At 74.0% G+C, this 18,807-nt stretch carries 12 protein-coding genes; 8 read left to right on the forward strand and 4 right to left on the reverse strand.

Annotated features, from left to right (window positions below):
• Positions 1 to 4 precede the first annotated feature (4 nt).
• Genes BMZ50_RS05470 through BMZ50_RS05485 form a run of 4 tightly spaced genes read left to right on the forward strand, consistent with a single transcriptional unit; the run spans position 5 to position 5,992 of the window.
• Positions 5 to 991 (forward strand): AAA family ATPase, encoded by a 987-nt coding sequence (locus BMZ50_RS05470; RefSeq protein ID WP_091322100.1) that lies wholly within the window; start codon positions 5 to 7, stop codon positions 989 to 991.
• Positions 991 to 2,139, forward strand: a complete 1,149-nt coding sequence (locus BMZ50_RS05475; RefSeq protein ID WP_218146114.1) for a DUF58 domain-containing protein — start codon at positions 991 to 993, stop codon at positions 2,137 to 2,139. The genes BMZ50_RS05470 and BMZ50_RS05475 overlap by 1 nt, the downstream gene beginning before the upstream one ends.
• Complete coding sequence (locus BMZ50_RS05480; RefSeq protein WP_143087084.1) at positions 2,115 to 4,451, forward strand: transglutaminase TgpA family protein; 2,337 nt, start codon at positions 2,115 to 2,117, stop codon at positions 4,449 to 4,451. Before BMZ50_RS05475 ends, BMZ50_RS05480 begins: the two co-directional genes overlap by 25 nt.
• Positions 4,451 to 5,992, forward strand: a complete 1,542-nt coding sequence (locus BMZ50_RS05485) for an NHL repeat-containing protein (protein ID WP_091322104.1) — start codon at positions 4,451 to 4,453, stop codon at positions 5,990 to 5,992. Before BMZ50_RS05480 ends, BMZ50_RS05485 begins: the two co-directional genes overlap by 1 nt.
• A 113-nt stretch (positions 5,993 to 6,105) precedes the next feature.
• On the opposite strand, the gene BMZ50_RS05490 is transcribed toward BMZ50_RS05485, so the two are convergent.
• From BMZ50_RS05490 to BMZ50_RS05500, 3 genes are read right to left on the reverse strand one after another with little or no spacing between them, the layout of a single operon-like run.
• Positions 6,106 to 7,623, reverse strand: a complete 1,518-nt coding sequence (locus BMZ50_RS05490; protein WP_091322106.1) for a dynamin family protein — start codon at positions 7,621 to 7,623, stop codon at positions 6,106 to 6,108.
• Positions 7,620 to 9,482, reverse strand: a complete 1,863-nt coding sequence (locus tag BMZ50_RS05495) for a dynamin family protein (RefSeq protein WP_091322108.1) — start codon at positions 9,480 to 9,482, stop codon at positions 7,620 to 7,622. The genes BMZ50_RS05490 and BMZ50_RS05495 overlap by 4 nt, the downstream gene beginning before the upstream one ends.
• A 12-nt stretch (positions 9,483 to 9,494) precedes the next feature.
• On the reverse strand, positions 9,495 to 10,997 hold the full coding sequence (locus BMZ50_RS05500) for an NlpC/P60 family protein (RefSeq protein ID WP_091322110.1): 1,503 nt from the start codon (positions 10,995 to 10,997) through the stop codon (positions 9,495 to 9,497).
• 147 nt (positions 10,998 to 11,144) lie between these two features.
• Here BMZ50_RS05500 and BMZ50_RS05505 point away from each other — a divergent pair, with 147 nt between their 5' ends.
• The 4 genes from BMZ50_RS05505 to BMZ50_RS05520 all read left to right on the forward strand — a co-directional run bounded on the left by BMZ50_RS05505 (position 11,145) and on the right by BMZ50_RS05520 (position 14,186).
• Positions 11,145 to 11,654, forward strand: coding sequence for a M23 family metallopeptidase (locus BMZ50_RS05505; RefSeq protein WP_091322112.1), 510 nt, complete (start codon positions 11,145 to 11,147; stop codon positions 11,652 to 11,654).
• A 239-nt stretch (positions 11,655 to 11,893) separates the two neighbouring features.
• A complete protein-coding gene (locus BMZ50_RS05510) occupies positions 11,894 to 12,460 on the forward strand; it encodes a zinc ribbon domain-containing protein (protein ID WP_143087085.1) in 567 nt (188 codons plus the stop codon).
• A gap of 131 nt (positions 12,461 to 12,591) precedes the next feature.
• Entirely contained in the window at positions 12,592 to 13,752 is a 1,161-nt protein-coding gene (locus BMZ50_RS05515) for a peptidoglycan-binding domain-containing protein (RefSeq protein WP_143087086.1), read from the forward strand.
• Positions 13,749 to 14,186, forward strand: coding sequence for a hypothetical protein (locus tag BMZ50_RS05520; RefSeq protein WP_091322118.1), 438 nt, complete (start codon positions 13,749 to 13,751; stop codon positions 14,184 to 14,186). Before BMZ50_RS05515 ends, BMZ50_RS05520 begins: the two co-directional genes overlap by 4 nt.
• 466 nt (positions 14,187 to 14,652) lie before the next feature.
• Here the strand turns inward: BMZ50_RS05520 and BMZ50_RS05525 are convergent, their stop codons facing one another.
• On the reverse strand, positions 14,653 to 18,369 hold the full coding sequence (locus tag BMZ50_RS05525; protein ID WP_143087087.1) for a phage tail protein: 3,717 nt from the start codon (positions 18,367 to 18,369) through the stop codon (positions 14,653 to 14,655).
• Positions 18,370 to 18,807 lie beyond the last annotated feature (438 nt).

The following is an 18,807-nucleotide window of genomic DNA, read 5'->3' on the forward strand; positions in this document are numbered from 1 at the left end:
CGCCATGGTGGCAGAACATGGCTCGTCGTCGTCGGCCCAGGTCGAATGGTTCGCGCTCCGTTACGCCGAGTTGGCCCGCAACGTCGAATCGTTCTTCCGCGGCAAGCCCCACGTCGTCCAGGTGGCGCTGGTCTGCGTGCTGGCCGAGGGACACCTGCTCATCGACGACGTCCCCGGCGTCGGCAAGACGTCGCTGGCGAAGGCGATCTCCCAGTCGATCGACGGTGCCATGCAGCGGATCCAGTTCACGCCGGACCTGCTCCCGAGCGACGTCACCGGCACACTCGTCTACGACCCCGGCCGGCAGGAGTTCGTGTTCCACCCCGGGGCGGTGTTCGCCAACATCGTGCTGGGCGACGAGATCAACCGGGCCTCACCGAAGACCCAGTCGGCGCTGCTCGAGGTCATGGCCGAGCGTCAGGTCACCGTCGACTCGGTGCCCTACGCCGTCGCCCGGCCGTTCTGCGTCATCGCGACCCAGAACCCGGTCGAGCACAGCGGTACCTACGACCTGCCGGAGGCCCAGCTCGACCGGTTCATGTGCCGGATCCCGGTGGGCTATCCCGATCACGACGCCGAGGTCGAGGTGGTCGTCAGCGGCGCCCAGCGCCGCACGCCCGACCAGCTGCAGCCGGTCATGACCACGGGCGATCTGCTCAAGATGATCGCCATCGCCGGGCAGATCCACCTGTCGCCGGCGGCGCTCGACTACATCGTCACGATCACGGCGGCCACCCGGAAGATGCCCGAGCTGCGGCTGGGCGTGAGCCCCCGCGGGAGCATCGCCCTCGCCCAGGCGGCGCAGGCCCTGGCGGCCACCGAGGGGCGCACCTACGTGACCGCCGACGACGTCAAGACCATGGCCCCGGCGGTCCTGACCCACCGGATGCTGCTGCGGCCGGAGGTGGAACTGCAGGGCCGGACCGCCGAGGACCTGCTGGACGGCGTCCTCGCCTCCGTGCCGGTGCCGCAGCAGCGACTCCCGGTCTGATGGGCATCCTGACCGGCTCGGGACGAGGCGTCGCCGTTGCGACGCTCGCGCTGCTCGGGGCCGGCTGGTGGCTGGACTGGCCCGAACTGGTCCTTCTCGGCCTCGCCGCCCTGGCGGCGCTCGTCGTCGCCGCGCTGTGGATGGTGCTGAGCCCCGATCTGGCCGTCACCCGGGAGATCAGCCCGTTGCGGGTGACCGAGGGGGAGCTCTCCCGCGGCGTCATCACCGTCATCAACCGGGCGACCCGGCGCAGCCCGCCGGTCCTGGCCATCGACCACGTCGGGGGACGGCGGCTGACCGTTCCGCTGCCCAGCCTCGCCGGCGGCGAGAGCTCGTCGGCGAGCTATCCGCTCCCGACCGCGCGGCGGGGGCTGCACACCGTCGGCCCGCTCACCGTCGGGCACACCGATCCGCTCCGGCTCATGGGCCTCACCACCGACTACACCGCGCGCACGGTGCTGCGGGTGCATCCCCGCGTCCACCCGGTCGCCGCGATGCCGACCGGGCGGTCGACCGACATGGACGGCCCCACCAGCGCGACCGCCCCGCGCGGCGGCGTGGCGTTCCACAGCCTGCGCGAGTACGAGCCCGGTGACGACCACCGGCTCATCCACGCCAAGTCCACCGCGCGGCTCGGCGTGCTCACCGTGCGGCACAACGTGGTGCCCGAGGAGCCCCGGATGCTCGTGGTCCTCGACACCAGCAGCCCGCCGTACACCGACGATTCCTTCGAGGACGCCGTCCGGATCGCCGCCTCCCTCGCCGTCGCCGCCGCCGACGGCGGCTTCCCCCTGCAGGTCCGGACGACGGGGGGCGAGCGGATCGTCGTGCGGGGGCGCGACGTGAAGCCGGAGATGCTCGACCTCCTGGCCGGTGTCCGGCGCACGGCCGAGGACCCCGGCCTCGCCGCCCTGCCCGAGATGGCACCGCAGGAGGACGGGCTGGCGCTGGCCGTGGTCACGGGCCGGCCGGACGCGGGCATGCGGGCCGCGGTCAGCCGCGTCCGCGGGCGGTTCGAGATGGCCTCGCTCGTGCAGGTGGGGGACACCTCGGGACGGCGGGTGGCTCCGTTACAGGGGGCCTTCGTCGTCGCCGTCGAGACCAGCGAGGAGTTCCCCGCGACGTGGAACCGGCTGGTCACGCGATGACGGCGACCAGCGCGGCGTCCACCGGCTCCGCCCGCCGGCGGGTCCGGATCGACGGGCTGCGCCTGGCCGAGTGCCTGCTGGGGCTGCTCGCCGTGGTGCTTGCCGCGGCGACCTTCGGCGCCTTCTACGACGGGTTGCGGTGGCTGCCGTGGCTGGCCGGGGCGGCGGTGGCGGGCGGTGCCCTCGTCGGGCTGTGCCTGCTCGCCGGCTGGCGGTGGTGGACGGGCACGGTCGCCGTCACGGCGGTGCTGGTCCTGCTCGCGCACGCCGCCGGTTACGGCGCGCTGAGCTGGTTCGGCCTGCCGACCCCGGCCTCGCTGCGGGCGTTCGGCTCCGGGCTGGCCACCGGGCTGCCGAAGATGCTCGCCGTCGGCCTGCCCGCCAACTTCGACGACGACCTGGTGGTGCTGCCCGTCCTCGTCGTGGGTGCAGCGGGGGCGGGCACCGTGGCGCTGCTGCTCCGGACCCGCCGGACCGCGCCCGTGGTGCTGCCCGCGCTCCTGGTCCTGGTGCTCGGCCTCGCCCTCACGGCTGCCCGCGGCGGGGCCCGCGTGCTCCTGACCGGAGCCTTCGTGCTCGTCGTCCTCGGTCTGCTGGTCCTGCGCGGCAACCGGGTGTCGGTCGCGGAGGGGGAGGGCATCAGCGAGGCCGACGCCGATGCCGTCGGCCTGGATCTGCCGGCCCGCCGGCGCCGCTCGACGTACGGCCGGCTCGCTCTGGGGCTGCCCGTCGTCGCGGTCGTCACCGCCGTGGCGCTGGCCGGCGCCTGGTTCCTCCCCATCGCCCCCGGCGACGACCGGGTGGACCCGCGGTCGCTGTACCGGGCGCCGGTCGAGGTCAACGCCGTCCTGTCCCCCCTGGTGGAGGTGCGGCCGCAGCAGCTGGCGCAGCCCGACGACCCGCTGTTCACCGTGACCGTGCTGGACGACAGCGACCCGCCGCTGGACCGCCTGCGGGTCGCCGCCCTCGACAGGTTCGACGGCAGTCTCTGGACGCGCGCCCGCGGCTTCCAGGTGACCGGGACCACGCTGCCCGACCCGGAGGCGTTGCCCAGCGAGGCCAGCCAGGTCCGTCTCCGGGTCGGCGTCTCGAGCCTTCCGCAGCCGTTCCTGCCGGTGGTGGGGGAGCCCCTGCGCTTCGCCGGCACCGACTTCGCGTTCGACCGCGCGACCGGCACGGTCGTCAGCACCCGGGCCGATGTCGCCGGGTTCGGGTACAGCGTGACCGCGGCGGTGCGGCCGCTGGACCGCGCCGCTCTCGATGTCGAGCCGAGCCGGACGCGGGCGGACGAGGACTACACGCGGCTGCCGGCGAAGCCGCCGTGGGTGGACACGCTGACGACCGACCTGATCGACCCCGCCGAGAGCCCGCTCCACCAGCTTCTGCAGATCGAGACCTTCCTGCAGGGCCGGCAGTACAACCGGCAGGCGGCGCCGGGGCACTCCTACGGCGCCCTGGCCCGGACGCTGGGCACCTCGGATGCCGTCGGCAGCTCGGAGCAGTTCGCGTCGGCGTTCGCCGTCCTGGCCCGGGCCGCCGGCTACCCCGCGCGGGTCGCGGTCGGCTACCTCCTGCGCCCGTCGGACCGGGACGGTGACTCCTACCGTGTCAGCACCGGGGACGCGTACGCCTGGGCGGAGGTGCACCTGCAGGGCTACGGCTGGGCCACCTTCGAGCCCACACCCCCGACGGAGGTGGCGACCCCACCGCGGTCGACGGACGTGAACCTGGAGGCGACCGAGGCCGCCCCGCCACCTACCGGTTCCGGGAACGGGAACGACGGCACGGGGGGCGCGTCGGGAACGAGCCCGGCGGAGCAGGTGCGTCTCGTGGCCGTCGTCGCCGGGGCTGCCGGCTGCGCCCTTCTCGTCGGCATCGTGCTCCTCAAACGGCTGCGCCGGCTGCGGCGGCACCGGTCCGGCTCGCCCGCGCAGCGCGTGGTCGGAGCCTGGCGCGAGGTGGCCGGCCGGCTCGCGGAGGCCGGAGCGCGGGTGCCGGCGTCGCACACCGCCGGCGAGGTGGCGCGCGACCTGCTCGGGAGTCCGGCCGCACCCGTGTCCCGGCACGTGGCGGAACTCGCCCCGCTCGTGGCCGGTGCCGTCTTCGCCTATGACGAGCCCGACGAGGCCACCGTCGCCCGGGCCTGGACGCTGGAGCACCGGATCCGCCACGAGCTGGGGACCGCGCTGCCGGTCGCGGCCCGGCTGCGCGCGCTCGTCGATCCGCGGCCGCTGTTCCCGCGCCGCCGTCCGAAGGTCCGGCGTCCCCACCAGGGACCTCCGGACGTCCGCAGCCGGGCGGCGGTGGGGTGATGCGGGCGCCGGCGTCGTCGTCCCGGCGCGGCCGGCTGCCCGGCTGGCTGGGGGGCAGCGCCGCGCTGGCGCTCGCCGGCCTCGTCGGGGTCTCGCTGTGGCTGGGTGGTTACCGGCAGTCGGAGGTGGTGCTGTCCTCGGGCATGGCCTGGCTGGCCTCACCGCAGGGCCTGGTGACGCTGGTGGACGGCGCGTCCCAGCAGGTGATCGGCAACGTGCAGTCGGCCGCCGCCTCGGAAGCGGTTCCCGCGATCGTGCAGCTCGGGACCTCGGCGCTGGTCGTGGACGAGCCGGCGGGGACGGTGGCGCGCATCGACGGAGCGACCTACGCGGTCACCGGGCCGGAGCAGGTGGGCGGGGGCGGCCCCCTGCAGGTGCTGCCGGACGGGGACCAGGCGTTCGTCGTCGACGGCGCGCGGCAGGTGGTGACCGTCGTCGACACCGGCAACCTCGAGACGCGGGAGACCATCCGGCTGGACGCGGCACCGGCGGACGGTCAGGCGGTGCTGGACCGGGACGGCGTGCTGTGGGTCGTGGACGGCGAGGGGCTGACCCGCGTCGACCGATCCCGGGAGGTCACCCGTGCCGGGGATGTGGGCGACCGGAGCGCCCGGCTGGTCACCGTCCGGGGCGGGGCGGTGCTGGTGGACCCCACCGAGGGCCGCATCGGGCGGGTCGACGCCGACGGCGAGGTGCCCACCTGGGCGTGCGAGGGCCTGCGACTCGGCAGCGAGCCACGGCTGCTCGGCTCGGCGCGATCGGCGCGCCTGTTCGCGGCGGTGCCCGACACGGGCGAGCTCCTCGTGGCCGATCTGGACACCGGCACGTGCACGCCCGAGCCGCTCGCGCCCGCGGGGACCGATCTCGGGACGCCGGTGGAGTCCGGCCGGTTCGTCCTCGTGCCCGACCGGGCCACCGGGCGGGTGGTCGTCGTCGACACGGCCGGCGACGGGGTCGTCGCGACACCAGCCGTCGCGAACCCCGGGCCCGGGCTCGAGCTGATCGCCAAGGACGGTCTGGTCTTCTACAACGACTCCACCGGCCCGGTCGCCGGGGTCGTCCAGCCGGCGGGTGGGCAGTGGGTCCCCGGAGCGCAGCTGGTCAAGTTCACGACCGGTGCGACGGCGGTCCCCTCCCTGGCCGCCGCGGACGACACCCTCGCCGTCGACCCGGCGCCGCGAGACGTCCCGACCGCGGCCCGCACCACCGCCTCCGGCCCCCCGGCCGCGACCGGGGGCCCCAGCGGAACGACGGTGCCCCGCCCGACGACGCCGGTGCCCGTTCCGACGACGACGGTGCCTCGCCCGACGACGACGGTGCCTGTTCCGACGACGACGGTGCCCGTTCCGACGACGACGGTGCCCGTTCCGACGACGACGGTGCCCGTTCCGACCACGACGGTGCCTCGCCCGACGACGACGGTGCCCGCCCCGACGACGACGGAGCCCGTCCCGACCACGACGGTGCCCGTCCCGACCACGACGGTGCCCGTTCCGACCACGACGGTGCCCGTTCCGCCGCCGACCACGGAGCCGGGGTAGCCGGAGCCATCGGCCGAGGCGACCGAGCCGGTGTCGTGAGCGCCATGACCGGGACGCGGCGCGGTGAGGCGGGTGCCGGCCCGGGCCTCGTCCCCTGACGGGGCCAGGCGGCGTCAGGCGCCCGAGCTGGTCCGCAGTGTGCGCAGCGGGCGGCGGACCGGAGCCGCGGTAGCGCCGAGCAGCCCCTCGCAGGTCCGCCGCAGCACGGCGGCCACCCGCTGGACGGCGGCGTCGGCGACGGGGCTCTCCCCACGGCGCTGCCACAGCCGCAGCGTGGCGAGCGCGCCGGCCCGCACCGCGTCGTCCGGGGCGTCGGCGGGCAGCCCGAGCCGGGATCGGGCGCCGGAGCCCGCCCGCCCCAGGAGCACCTCCGCCTCCTCGACCAGCGCCGGGTCCGGCAGCTGCACCACGCCGGTCCGCAGGTCGTTGAGCAGCCGCAGTTCCACCAGCTCGTGGGCGCCAGCGAGGATGCCCTCCACCTGCGCGCGCAGCCGGTCGCCCTGGGGCACCGGCGAGGCGTCGAGGAGCCGTTCGACCGTGTGCAGCGCCGCCTGCGCCTTCAGCAGGTCGCAGCGGTCGGCGAACTGGCTGAGCAGCGCGTGGCGGACCTCGTCGAGACCGCTGCGCCGCCGCAGCTCCCGGGCCAGCTCGCCGGCGTCGCGCACCAGCCCGGCGCGGATGAGCGCCACGGACAACCGCACCCCGGTCAGCCCCATGGCGGCCAGCAGCTCGCGCCGCACGGCCGCGTCGACCGGCGCGCCGTCGTCCCCGGCGAACCGATCGGCCGAGAGCAGCAACGACTCGTCGGCGCCGGCGAGCGCCCGCAGTGCCGCGTGGTCGCGTTCCCGCAGCCCGGCCCCCGCCTCCGCGAGGAGGCCGGCCACGGGCAGCACGGTCTGCACGAGCCCCCGCACCCGCGGGTCCTGCCGGTAGTTCGCCGCGATGCGGGCCGCGATCTCGACGGCGTCGGTCCGCCCGCCGCCGACCTCGTCGGCCCGGGACAGCAGGCCGATCGCGTTCACGGGGGTCACGCCGAGGAACTGGTGGTCGTGGAAGGCCTCCAGGAAGCCGACGTCCGACGCGTGCAGGTGCCGCATCAGGTAGAGGACGGCGTCGGCCACCGGCGCCTGGCCGTCGACCACGTTGAGCGCGTCGACCGTCCGGGCGGAGACGTCGGCCGACAGCGAGCCGATGCCGGGCGTGTCGATGAGCGTCAGCCGCTCCAGCCGGGCGCTGGGCACCTCGACGACGATCCGGTCGAGGTCCTCGGCGCGCAGGCCGCCGAGCTGCAGCACGGTGCGCTCGTCGACGCGGTCCATCCTGATCTGCCGCCGGGCGCCGTCCCGCGGGTGCGCCCACGCCCGCTCGGCCGGCCCGTTCTCGTACCAGGCGATGACGCGCGTGCACTCGCCGGCGTCGGTGGCGGCCAGCCGCTCGCCGATCAGCGCGTTGAGCAGGGTGGATTTCCCCGCCTTGAGCCGCCCGGCGATGGCCACCCGCAGCGGCTCGTCGAGGCGGATCAGCAGCGCGGCGACGACGTCCGCGGACGGGGTGCCGGCGTAGGCCGCCGCGACGGTCGCGAGCAGGGCCCGCAGCCGCGCGGGCAGCGCCTCGGAACCGCTCGTGGTCATCGCGCCGCCTCCGGGCCGGTGCCGAGCAGTTCGCCGAGCAGCGCCTCGGCGCGGCCGGCCAGGGCCCGGAGCCGGGTCAGCTCGGCGTCGGCGCGCTGCAGCCGCTCCTGCCGTCCCTGTTGGTCCTCGCGGACCGTGTGCGCGAGGGTCTCCAGGTTGCGGTGCACCGAGGCCTGCAGCTCGGTGGCGTGGCCGGCGAACACGTCCCGCAGGTGCTGGTGGATCCGGCGCAGGCTGTCGCGGGTGTCCCGCCGGGCCCGCATCTCCACCTCGTCGAGGTGGAGCGAGATCGTCCGCTCCGCCTCGGCGCGCAGGGCGCGCAGCTGGGCGGTCCGGGCCGCGCGGTACGTCGTCCGGGCGAAGAGCCCGCCGAGCAGAGCCGCCGTGGGGAACACCACCGGCGCCAACGGCACGGACGCGACGGCAACGACGAGCAGCCCGACGGCGTGGCTGAGCACGGCACCGGTGGAGCCACCGCGCACGGCGGCGATCCCGAGCTCGACGCGGGACGCCCGTGACGCGGCGAGCGCGGCCAGCCCGATCTCGTCCGGCGCGGCCTCCCGCTGGTCGGTGACGCGCACGATGTCGGCGTGCGCGCGCAGCCGCCAGGCGTCCTCGCCGAACCGGCCGGCCACCTCGTCGGCCACCTCGTCGGCCTGGTCGCGCAGCAGCCGGAGGTGGTCGGCGAGCGCGGCGTTGACCCGCTCGTGCAGCCACGGCTCGAGCTCCACCCATTCGCGTCGCGGATCGGCGGTCTCCAGGCGGTCGAACGCCTCCTTGCGGACGGCGCGGATGCGCATGGCGAGGTCGAAGTCGACGGTCGAGGTGAGGTCGCCGATCCGGTCGTTGAGCAGCTGCAGCCAGCGGGAGCCGCCGCCGCGCAGCTCCTCCGCCCGGTGTTGGGCGTCGCGCAGCGCCTCGAGCTGCTCGCGCTGCCGCGCGGGGTCGGTCAGGGCGGCTCGTGCGGTGGCCAGCTCCGCCACCAGCTGGCTGAGCGCGCTGTGCGCGGCGGCCGCGGCCGCCGCGAGGCCCTGCCGGCCCGTCGCGGCCACCGTGCCGCGGAGGAAGGCGGCCAGCCGGGGATACCCGGAGTCGGTGACCGCCCTGCGGTCCCCGGTGCGCAGGCCGTGGTGTCGCAGGGCGGAGGACAGCGGCTGGACCGGCAGCCGGAGGCCGGCGGTGCGCAGGTGGGCCTCGTCCAGATCGCGGATGCGCCGCCACTCGGGGTAGAGGTCGAGCTTGGTGAGGACGCACAGCACCCGACGGCACAGCCCCGCGACGCGGCGCAGCAGCTCCACCTCCGGGGCGGTGAGCTCCTGGCTGGCGTCGGTCACGAAGACCACGGCGTCGGCCCCGGCCAGCGCGCGTAGGGCGCGCGCGGCGTGGGCGGAGGCGAGGCCGCCGCCCATGCCCGGCGTGTCCACCAGCACCAGCCCGTCCCGGAGCAGCTCGCGGGGGACGGCGACCTCCACGACCTCGGCCCCGGCGGGCGCGGACCGGTCGTCGCGCGTCTGCAGCGCCTCGGTGTCCGCAGGATCGACCGGCGACCGGGCCGCGTCGTCCGCTCCGCCGGAGGCGACGGTGAGCTGCTCCCCGAACCGCACGACGGTGGGGACGGCGGTGGCGACGTCGGCGTCCGTGGCGCAGACCCGCGCGTTGAGCAGCGCGTTGACCAGGGAGCTCTTGCCCTTGTTGAACTCGCCCACCACCAGGACCGCGCAGGAGCCGCGCAGCACGCGCCGCCGCTCGGCCACGAGCCGGGTCGCGAGGTCGTCCCGGCGCCGGCCCTGCGCCTCGTGCACGGCCTCGTCGACCAGCGCCAGGACCCGCGCCGTCTCCGCGTCCTGGGCGTTCGGCACGACGGCCCCGCGTCAGTAGCCGGTGACCGGGTCGGGTTGCCAGGTGGCGGGGGAGGGCTGGCCGAGGGGGTCGGCGTCCTGGCCCAGGGGTCCGGAGGCGAGGCCTCCGGACCCCGAGGTCGGGGTCGGGAGTGCCGCGTTCACCGGGTCGAGGGGGTTCATCCCCGACCGGTACTCCAGCTGGTCGGTCACCCCGTCGGCGTCGGAGTCGATCGAGTCCGGCCGGGTGCCCAGGATCTTCTCCAGCATGTCGGACAGGCCGTCCTGGTCGGTGTCCGCGGAGGTGTCCCCGCCGTCCACCCGGCCGTCGCCGTCGCTGTCGGCGCGGATGGGGTCGGTGCCCCGCACCAGCTCGGCGGCGTCGCTGGTGCCGTCGCCGTCGGAGTCGGCGCGGGTGGGATCGGTGCCCAGGCTGTACTTCTCGTAGCCGTCGGACACGCCGTCGGCGTCGGTGTCGGTCTTCAGCGGGTCGGTGCCGAGGAGGAGCTCCATGGCGTCGACGAGGCCGTCGCGGTCGGTGTCGACAGCGGGGAACGTCATGGGGGCCGCCGGCGCTGCGACGGGCCCCGGCGGGAGCGCCGGGGCAGCGGCGGGCCCCGCCGGGAGCGCCGCCGGGGCCGTGGCGGTGGCGAGCTCCGGGATCACCGCCGCGTAGTTGAACCGCTTGGTGTCGGCCGTGGACTCGAGGACGCCGCGCTGGGGGTTCATCGCCTCGATCGTCCTGCCGTCGCCCTGGCTGATCGCGACGTGCGCCTGGGAGGGCCGTCCCCCCGAGGCCGACGGGGGGGCGGAGAAGTAGAAGAGCAGCGCCCCCCGGGTGTGCAGCGCCTGCTCGACCGACAGCGCCCCGCCCTGCTCCTGCAGGTCCAGGTACTGGTGCCAGGAACCGTCCGGCAGCTCCACCCCCACCTGGGCGGCCGCCCACTGGGTCAGCTCCGAGCAGTCGAACGTGGTGGGGTCGGGGTCGGTCGGGTCGGCCTCGGCGCCGAAGACGTAGGAGTCGCCCTTCTGGGCCAGCGCGGCCTGGACGAACTGCTCGGTCGCACCGCCGCCCGTCGCCGGGCCGGTCGCCGGCATGTCCGCGGCCAGCGCCGGGCCCCCGCCGTTGCCGGCGGCCAGCGGGCTCCCGTAGCCGGGGGTGCCGGTCCACACGCCGGTGGCGTTGTCACCGGCGGCGCGGGCGGCCGACTCGGCCTCGGCCCGGTAGGCGACGTAACGCGCACTCGTGCCGCGGTGCGTCGTCGTCCAGGGAGAGATGTCCTTGCCGCCCTGCGACACCCGGTAGGCGGCCTGGGCGTTCACGAGGGGGTCGTAGAGGTTCTGGCCACCGAGGTTCCGGTGCGCGGCGACGTTGATCTGCCACAGCCCGCGGGAGTCCTCACCGCGGGGGTTGTGCGCGCCGGCCTCACCGCCGGACTCGGCGAGCGCGACGGCGGTCATGGTCACGGCCTGGTCGGGGCTGAACCCGGCCATGCGGGCGTAGCGGTAGATCTCCACCGCCGACAGGACGGCCATCGCCCCAGCCTAGGAACGCCCGTCCCGGTGGAACAGGGGATTTCGGCGGCTTTCGAGGCAGCCGGCTGGGACGGAGCGGCACGCGCGAGCCCTCCCGCATGCGTGACGGCCGTGGCACGATGTGCATCGGTCAGCCGGGGGTTGCGCATGCCGGAGCGGGTCGAGGTGGGCTCCGGGACCGTCCGTGCTCGAATCACCGTCGGCGTCGGCCGGCGCTTCCTCCCGCTGCCCCGGGCCCAGTTGCTCCGGGGCGGCGGTGACGGCCGGGTGGCGGTCATCCCGGCTGCACCGGGTACGCCGGTGCACGCGGTGTCGGCGGGCCAGGTCGCCGACGTCGACGGCCGTGGGGGCGTCGCCCTCAGCGACGAGGACGGCGCGGCGCAGCACTACGCCGGGCTGGACCCGGCACGCGTGACGGTCGCCGTCGACACGCGGGTCCGTGCCGGCGGGATCCTCGGCGCGGTGGGGGAGGAGAGCCGGATCGAGATCCGGCTCAGCGACGCGTCCGGCGATCCGCTGGACGCCGTCGAGGCCCTGATCGGCCTGCCGGACCCCAACGAGCTGGGCTTCCAGCCCGTGGGGGAGGGGCTGGGGGTCGATCCCGACGCGCTGGACCGGGAGCTGGTTCCCACCGATCCGTTCGGAGAGCCACCGTGACGATCTGCTCGACCTGCCAGTGGGAGAACGACGCCGGAGCCGGCTCCTGCGTGGGCTGCGGCGCCGCGCTCGACGGCGCGTCCGCCGGAACACCCGCGCCTCCGCCGCCGCGTCCACCGGAGCCTCCGCCGCCCCGGCCGCCGCCCGAGGTGGTGGAGCCCGAGGACGTCGTCCCCGAACCCCGGCAGGCGCCGCTCGGCCCCGTGCCGATCAGTCCCGGGGCCAGACCGTCGCCGCGCGTGGTGGAGGTGCCGCGCGGCGCACCCCGGCCGGTCGACGCGGCCCGGCGGGCGCGGTCGGCACCGCACGCCCCCGAGATGCCCGCGCGGGCGCCGGCGCCGGTCCGGTCCATCCCCGTCGTGGTCGCGCCGGCGGGGAAACGCCCGGCCGTCCGGCGCCGCGCCGGGTCCGGGGAGGCGGATCCGGTGGCCCGGGTCGACACGGCGCCCCAGCCGGTGCTGCCCGGCCCCGGCGCCCAGCTGTGCCCCAGCTGCGGGACGTCGGTCGCGGCGGACCGGCGCTTCTGCCGGTGCGGTGCCCGGCTGCCGAGCGCGTCGCAGGCATCGTCGGAGCCGAGGATCGACGCGGTGGCGATGCGCAGGTCCACGTTCCGCCGCGCGCAGCGGCTCGCGAACCACGGACGGCGTCCGCGCTACGACGTCCCGCTGTCGTGGCGCACGCGGTTCGCGCGGGCGTTCGTCGTCCTGCTGGTGCTCGGCGCCGTCGGCTCCCAGGTGCCGCCGTGGGGCGACGACGTCCGCAGCTGGCTGGACACCCGCGTGCAGGAGGCCGTGCCGTGGCAGTGACCGCCGCCGTGTCCCGGCGCCTTCCCACCACGACCCGGCGAGTTTCCCGGCGTCGGCCGTCCCGGACCGCCGGCCCGACCGGGCTGCTGTGGCTGCAGCGGACTGCGGGCAACGCGGCGACGTCGCGGCTGATGACGCAGCGGACCATCGTGGACGACCTGGGCCGGGTGCTGGCCGGTGGCGCGGCGGCGCTGAAGAAGGCGCTGTCGCCGCCGCTGAAGGCGGGCGACACGGGCCCTTCGGTGCTGTCGCTGCAGCAGTCGCTGAACCGCGTCGGCGCGGCGTTGATCGAGGACAGCATCTTCGGAACGCGCACGAAGGCGGCCGTCGCCGCGTTCCAGCGGGACCACGGCGTCCGCCCGGCCCGCGGTGCGGGAACGGTGGACGAGGCGACGTGGGACGCGCTGCGCCTCGGTGGGCGCGCGACCGCGTCGGCGGTACCGGGGCAGGGGTCGACCGAGAGCTGGGCGGCGATGCCGGCCCAGCGCCGTGCGGACTTCAGGACGCTCGGCTACACGGCGGCGACCTGGCGGTCCAAGACGCCGCCGCTCGCCGGACTGCTGCCGTATGCGCTGCTCAGCGAGAAGCAGCGCGCGGCGGCGACCCGTCTCGGCTACACGAGGGAGAGCTGGCGGGCCAACCGCGACACGACCGCCGGCACCGCGGCGAAGGGGTTCGCGGCCGAGGAGGCGGCCGCCAAACGCAAGGCCGGCGCCAGGGTGCTGCCGGCGAAGTACGTGGGGAGTCTGCGGGCGAAGGCGATGATCGCCGCCGAGTTCGGCGCCGACGTGGACATCCAGCTGGCCAAGGTGCACCTGCTGACCGAGGCCGAGATGAAGAAGGCCTACGAGGGCTACTACGGGGCGGGGTCCTACACACCCATCAACGGCTTCACGGTCAAGCCGGACATCTACCTCAACAACAGCTCGATCTGGGCGGGCACCACGGTCCACGAGTCGCTGCACGTGCAGGAGCACGGGACCTGGGACGCCTTCGCGTACCAGCCCACGTCGGCGTTCGGGGAGGGGGCCACGACGATCCTCACCGAGCTGGTGATGACCCGGCACGAGCAGCCGGTGACCCACCACCCGTACGCCGCGGAAGTGGCGCTGGTACGGAAGATGAACACCCACGCCGGCCTGGACAAGATGCGCGCCGCCTACTTCCAGGGGGCGACCGGCGACTACCGGACCGGGGTCACCGGGGGGCTGAAGCCCGGCACCACCTGGGCGCAGTTCCGGGCGCTGGTCGATGCCGGCGCGCTCGCGGCCGCGCAGGCCCGGCTGAAGTGACCGATCTGGTGGGCGGGGCCCTCGACCGGCTGGCGGCGGATCTGCCGTCGGACCAGCGCGGGCGGTTTCTCGAGCTCATGCGGACGGGACTGGCCGAGTTCGACGCCGTGGTGGGTCCGGAGGACCAGGTGGTGGAGATCGAGGCGGCGGCGGACGTGCCGCCGGGGGAGCGGTTGGCTGCTGCGGAGCGGTTCGCGGCGAAGCGTCGCGCTTTCACCCTGGGACGGCGTTCGGGGGAACTGCTCACCGCGTTCGCCGAGGGCCGTGACGTGGCGGCGGACGCCGAGCGGCTGCTGGCCGAGATCGAGACGGCCCTGGCGGAGATGCGTGATGATGGAATCCGTCGCGAACTGGGCGACTACGCCACGGAGTGCCGCTACGTCCTCTCCGGCGGCACCGGCCCCAATAGCCCGCGGGGCTCAAAGCTCGCGTGAAGGCTTTGCCGGTGGTCTCGCGCTGGACCCTGGAGCGGCCGTTCAACGTCGCGGGCCCGGATGTCCGCCAGTCCGCATTATCCATGTAGATGAATCCGCGGTCGCGGTCCGAGAAGCTCGACCGTTTCGGTCGTTGACCTTCGGGTCTGGTGCGTCCCACGCCAATGAGAGCACTCCCCGAGGGGAGGATTCGGCGTCCGGCCGATTCGTGTCGACCGCGGAGCGGATGCCTTGCAGTACGCCGACGCATCCAACCCTCCCGCGTGCAAGGTGGGATGCGTTCGCGTACGAGCCGACGTCGTTCGGCGAGGGCGCCACGACGATCCCGACCGAGCTGGGGATGACCCGCCACGGAAGGCGACGACCCCGCACTCGTACACCGGACGGGCTGGCGCTGGTGGGGAAGATGAACGCGCACGCCAGGCTGGCGAAGTGGAGGAACGTTCGATCGCCTGAGGCGATACCGCTACCGGACTTGTCGTCGGTCGCGTTCCTGGAGCAGCCTCGCGTGAACTGCCGACATCTGGGCCCGTGTACTCGCCGGGGCCGTTCCCGAGTGGTCCGTCAACCAACGGGAGAAGCGGCCAGCCAAGTTCGAGACCTTCGTGGCGAACTTAGGGTCGCTGTCGCCCGCCGAAATCAGCGACGCCGCCAAGGAGATCAGGTTTTGCGATCCCTCGAAGTCCGCGCCGCGGGACATGGCAACGTCGGCGTTCTCGCGAGCAAACCGCACGACCTCACCCACCTGGAGCGCTGCCGCTTGGGAGACCGCGGCTCTGGTCGGCATTGGCTCACCCGGGCGGTGATTGGCCTGGTGATCCGCGTTGATCGCCCGCATCGTCAGGTCCACCCGGGTGACGACGGAGGGTCCGGCGTTGCCGATGCCTTCCTCGCCGGTGAGCAGGCGCCGCAGACCGGTGTTGTCTCCCTCGTCGCCCTCGGTCTTGAGGTCCGCGGCGCCCTTCCAGATGAGGATGGTCGTCATCTGTGCATACTGACGGTCACTGAGCGGGCGGAGCCCGGCCGCATGCTCAAAGATGTTGGACAGCCACTTGCGAGGCAGAACATGCTCCGACTCGAGATTCGGTCGTGGGGTGATCTGGCGCGCATGGGGCGCAATGTTGCCCAGGCCGTCCGGCGTGACGACATTCGCTTCGCCCGGGCGCCCCGAATAATGGATGACGGTCCAGATTTGGCGCGCCATTGCGACGATCGTGTCGATTGCGGCGAGGAATGGGCGATTCTTCGGGTCGCTGGGATCGAGGTTCGCCACCTCCTGGTCCCTCACCGCTGCAAAGTGGGCCTCGTGGCGCAACCGCAAGGCGTTGAGCTCTTCGATTGAGGGCAGCATGTCAGTGCGCCCGCTGGCCCGGGCCGCCTCTTGCGCGCCGCGGGCGTGCGCGTCCATGGTGAGACCGCTATTCGAGGCGATCAGGATTTTTCCGGCCCTGTTCACCGTGAGTGTGTGACTTACGCCCTCGACAGAGAAGGGCTTTCTAAGCAGCCGGAAAAGGGCCTCCTTGCCGGCCTGGACCTTTCCGGCAACCCAGGTCCTCCCGGCCTCGACCTTGCCCTTCACGTAGCCCTTGACGCCTTCCCACTTCTTCTTGACGTAAGCCTTGCCGGCCTCGTACTTGCCCTTCACGTAGGCCTTGCCGGCTTCGTACTTCTTCTTGACGTAGCCCACGCCCTTCATGGCCAGCCGGATCAGCGGCCTCGCGAGGTTGATGACCTTGCCGAGGACCCAGTCGATGCCCTTGCCGACCAGTTCCTGGCCCTTGGCGAAGAACTCCTTGACCTTCTCGGAGATGCCGCCGAGCCCGAGCAGCCCGGCGAGGAAGCTGATCACCAGCGGGACGGCCCTGGACAGGGAGTTCTCGATCTTCTCCGGGACGCCGCCCAGGCCGCCGCGGGCGATGTCCATGACGGCGTCGATGATCGTGCCGATGAACTCGCCCATCTCCTTGCCGCGCTCCATGATCCACTGCACGACGCTGATCAGCGCCTGAACGATCTTGATGAGCGCGCCGGCGGGGTTGAGCATGCCGAGCACCCAGGTGATGCCGGCCTTGACCACCCGCTCGATGACGAACGACTTGATCTGGTCGAAGATCATCTGCTTGACGTCGCCGACCTTCTCCTTGATCCAGTTCCAGATCCCGGTGATGCCCTCGGTGGCGAACTTCTTGGCGATGTCGATCTTCGACTCGACGGCGTCCCAGACCTTGCCGAGCGGCGGCACCTTGGCGATGATCCGCGACTTGAGGTGGGCCCAGGTGAGGCCCATCAACGAGGCGATCATCTTCAGCACGCCCATCAGGTCGAGCTTCTCGGGAAGCTCGATCCCGGCGTTGGCGAGCTGACCGAACAGCCAGCCCTGCAGGCCCTTCTTCAGGTGCGCGAGGATGTTGTCGGCGAACTTCAGGAAGCCCTGCTTCACCGCGCTCATGAAGTTCGTGATGAACCGCACGGGGGCCGCGACGATGGCGTCGAACGCGGACGCCGCCTTCGACAGCAGGCCGAAGAACAGGTCCTTGAGCTGCAGGATCGCCTTGACCGATTCGCCGATGGCGTTCTTCGCCATGTCGACCAGCCCGGCGTTCTTCGCCTGCTCCGCCTTGATCTCCTCGTCGACGGCGTTGCGTGCCTCGACGTACTTCTGGGCCAGGTCGTCGACCAGGGAGGTCGACTTGTCGTCGACGTCCGACTCGAGCTGGTCGAACTTGCCCGACACCTCGGTGGCCGTGGCCTGCGCGATCTTCTGCAGGTCCTTGGGCTGCTTGGCGACGTAGACCCGGATCTCCTCGCGCCCGGCGGCGATCTTCTTCTTGGCCTCGTCCAGCTGCTGCCCGATGAGATCGGCGACCTTGGAGATCACCGCGGTCAGCCGCTCCTCGTACAGCGCTTTCGCCCGCACGAAGATGTCGTTGGCCTCCTTGGGCACGCTCATGAACAGGTCGCCGGTCCAGCGCAGCCAGCCGGCCGGCCCGGAGTAGCGCTGGTCCTTGTACTTCTCCATCTCCGCCTTGTGCTGGGCGGTGAACGCGGCGCGCGCCTCCTTCTCACCGGCCTCGAACTCACCGGAGACCTTGGCGTCCAGCCCGGTGAGGATGGCCGTGACCTCGCCCTTGACCCGGTCGTAGATCTTGTTGATGTCGCCGGAGATCCGCTTGCGCTCGGTCTCCTCGCGGGCCTTGGCGGCACTCTTCTGGGTGCCCACCTGGCCGCCGGCCTGGCCCTTCACCCCGGTCAGTGCGGCCACGGCGGTCTTCGCGTCCGCGCTCGCGCCGGCCTGTGCCTCCTGGAGGGCCTCGCCCTCCTTCTGCCGGATCTGCGCCGGCGCCTGCGCGGCGTGCGCCTCGGCCGTCTTCTTGGCGGCGAGGGCCTGCTGCATCTGCGGCTCGTTGGAGGCGGCGAGGTCCTGGTCGCTCACGTTCGCGACCGCCATGTCCTTGTTCACCGAGCACGGCCCACCGCGCAGGTCGGTCTGCTCGGTCGGCGCCTTGCCCGGCATCGCCTTGGCGCCGTCCACGGCCGGCACCTGCGGCGCCGGTTGCGGCGGCAGGGGGGTGACCGGCTTGTCCTTGGCCACCGACGGGTCCGGCGGCTGCGCGGTCGTGGCCTCGATGTCCGCGGCGGAGCTCTTCTTGCCCTCCGCGACCTTCCCCATCACCTCGCCCTTGACCGCGTCGGCCTTGCCCGAGGTCGCGAACTTGTCCGCCTCGTCGAGGTTCTGCGGCGCCGCCTTGGCTATCGCCGCCTTCACCGCCGCCATGAAGCCGGCCTTGTCGAACCCCTTGGGCTTGGCCGCGGCCATCCGGTCGGCCTGCGCCGCCTTGGCCTGGCCGGCCTTGTCGTCGGACGGCGGCTCGGCGGCCCGGCGCGCCTGGTCGGCCTCGGCCGCCCCGGACGGGTGCTTCTTCGCGGCCGCGGCCGCACCGTGCACCTGGCCCTCGACCGCCGCGAACCGCGAGTCCGCCCTCGGGTCGGCCGGCGTGGGGGCGACCGGTGGCGGCGGGCACGCTCCGCCGGCCTCGACGAGCCGCTGCATGCCGACGTTGCCGCTCGCTACGGGCCCCGCGGGCGCGGCCGTCGTCCGCCCTCGCGTTGCGGCGTCCGGAGCCAGCAGCCGGGCGACTGCTCCGTTGCCGGCCCGCGCCTGGAGCCGCACCAGTGCCTGCACGTTGCCCGGGTGCGCAGGTCGCCGCCCCGCGGCCTGACCGTCCGGCCGCCGGCCCGGGTTGCCGGGTTCCCTGGCGGGGGCTTTCACGGCGTGACCGACCGGTGCGGCGGTGGTGCACGGCGGATCGCATCACCGCGGGAAGGGGCGACGGCGTGCGGGTGGATGGCCATGCGGCACGGGCCGGTCTCCGCGGCTGCGGACGTCGCCCGCCCGGAGAGGGCAGGCCCGTCGAGCCGCTCGTGGTCACGACCGCGCATGGCACACCTCACGGACGTCGGCAACCACCGACGGTGGCAGGGCGGATGGCGGAGTCGCCAGACCCGCGCGCCCCGTCCATTCGGACCCCGATGCGTGCCCGAACGGGCAGCGCAGGATCAGTGACGCCCCTCGAGCGCCACGGGGGGTGACGCGCGACGGGCGCACACGCCGCCCGGGTCC

The sequence above is a fragment of the Geodermatophilus ruber genome (genome assembly GCF_900114385.1).
Classification (GTDB): domain Bacteria; phylum Actinomycetota; class Actinomycetes; order Mycobacteriales; family Geodermatophilaceae; genus Geodermatophilus; species Geodermatophilus ruber.

What these genes read in the sequence shown, in the direction of transcription:
- BMZ50_RS05515 (WP_143087086.1), top strand. Translation starts at nt 12,592, where the DNA reads ATGACGCAGCGGACCATCGTGGACGACCTGGGCCGGGTGCTGGCCGGT.
- BMZ50_RS05505 (WP_091322112.1), top strand. Translation starts at nt 11,145, where the DNA reads ATGCCGGAGCGGGTCGAGGTGGGCTCCGGGACCGTCCGTGCTCGAATC.
- BMZ50_RS05485 (WP_091322104.1), top strand. Translation starts at nt 4,451, where the DNA reads ATGCGGGCGCCGGCGTCGTCGTCCCGGCGCGGCCGGCTGCCCGGCTGG.
- BMZ50_RS05500 (WP_091322110.1), bottom strand. Translation starts at nt 10,997, where the DNA reads ATGGCCGTCCTGTCGGCGGTGGAGATCTACCGCTACGCCCGCATGGCC.
- BMZ50_RS05475 (WP_218146114.1), top strand. Translation starts at nt 991, where the DNA reads ATGGGCATCCTGACCGGCTCGGGACGAGGCGTCGCCGTTGCGACGCTC.
- BMZ50_RS05470 (WP_091322100.1), top strand. Translation starts at nt 5, where the DNA reads ATGGTGGCAGAACATGGCTCGTCGTCGTCGGCCCAGGTCGAATGGTTC.
- BMZ50_RS05490 (WP_091322106.1), bottom strand. Translation starts at nt 7,623, where the DNA reads ATGACCACGAGCGGTTCCGAGGCGCTGCCCGCGCGGCTGCGGGCCCTG.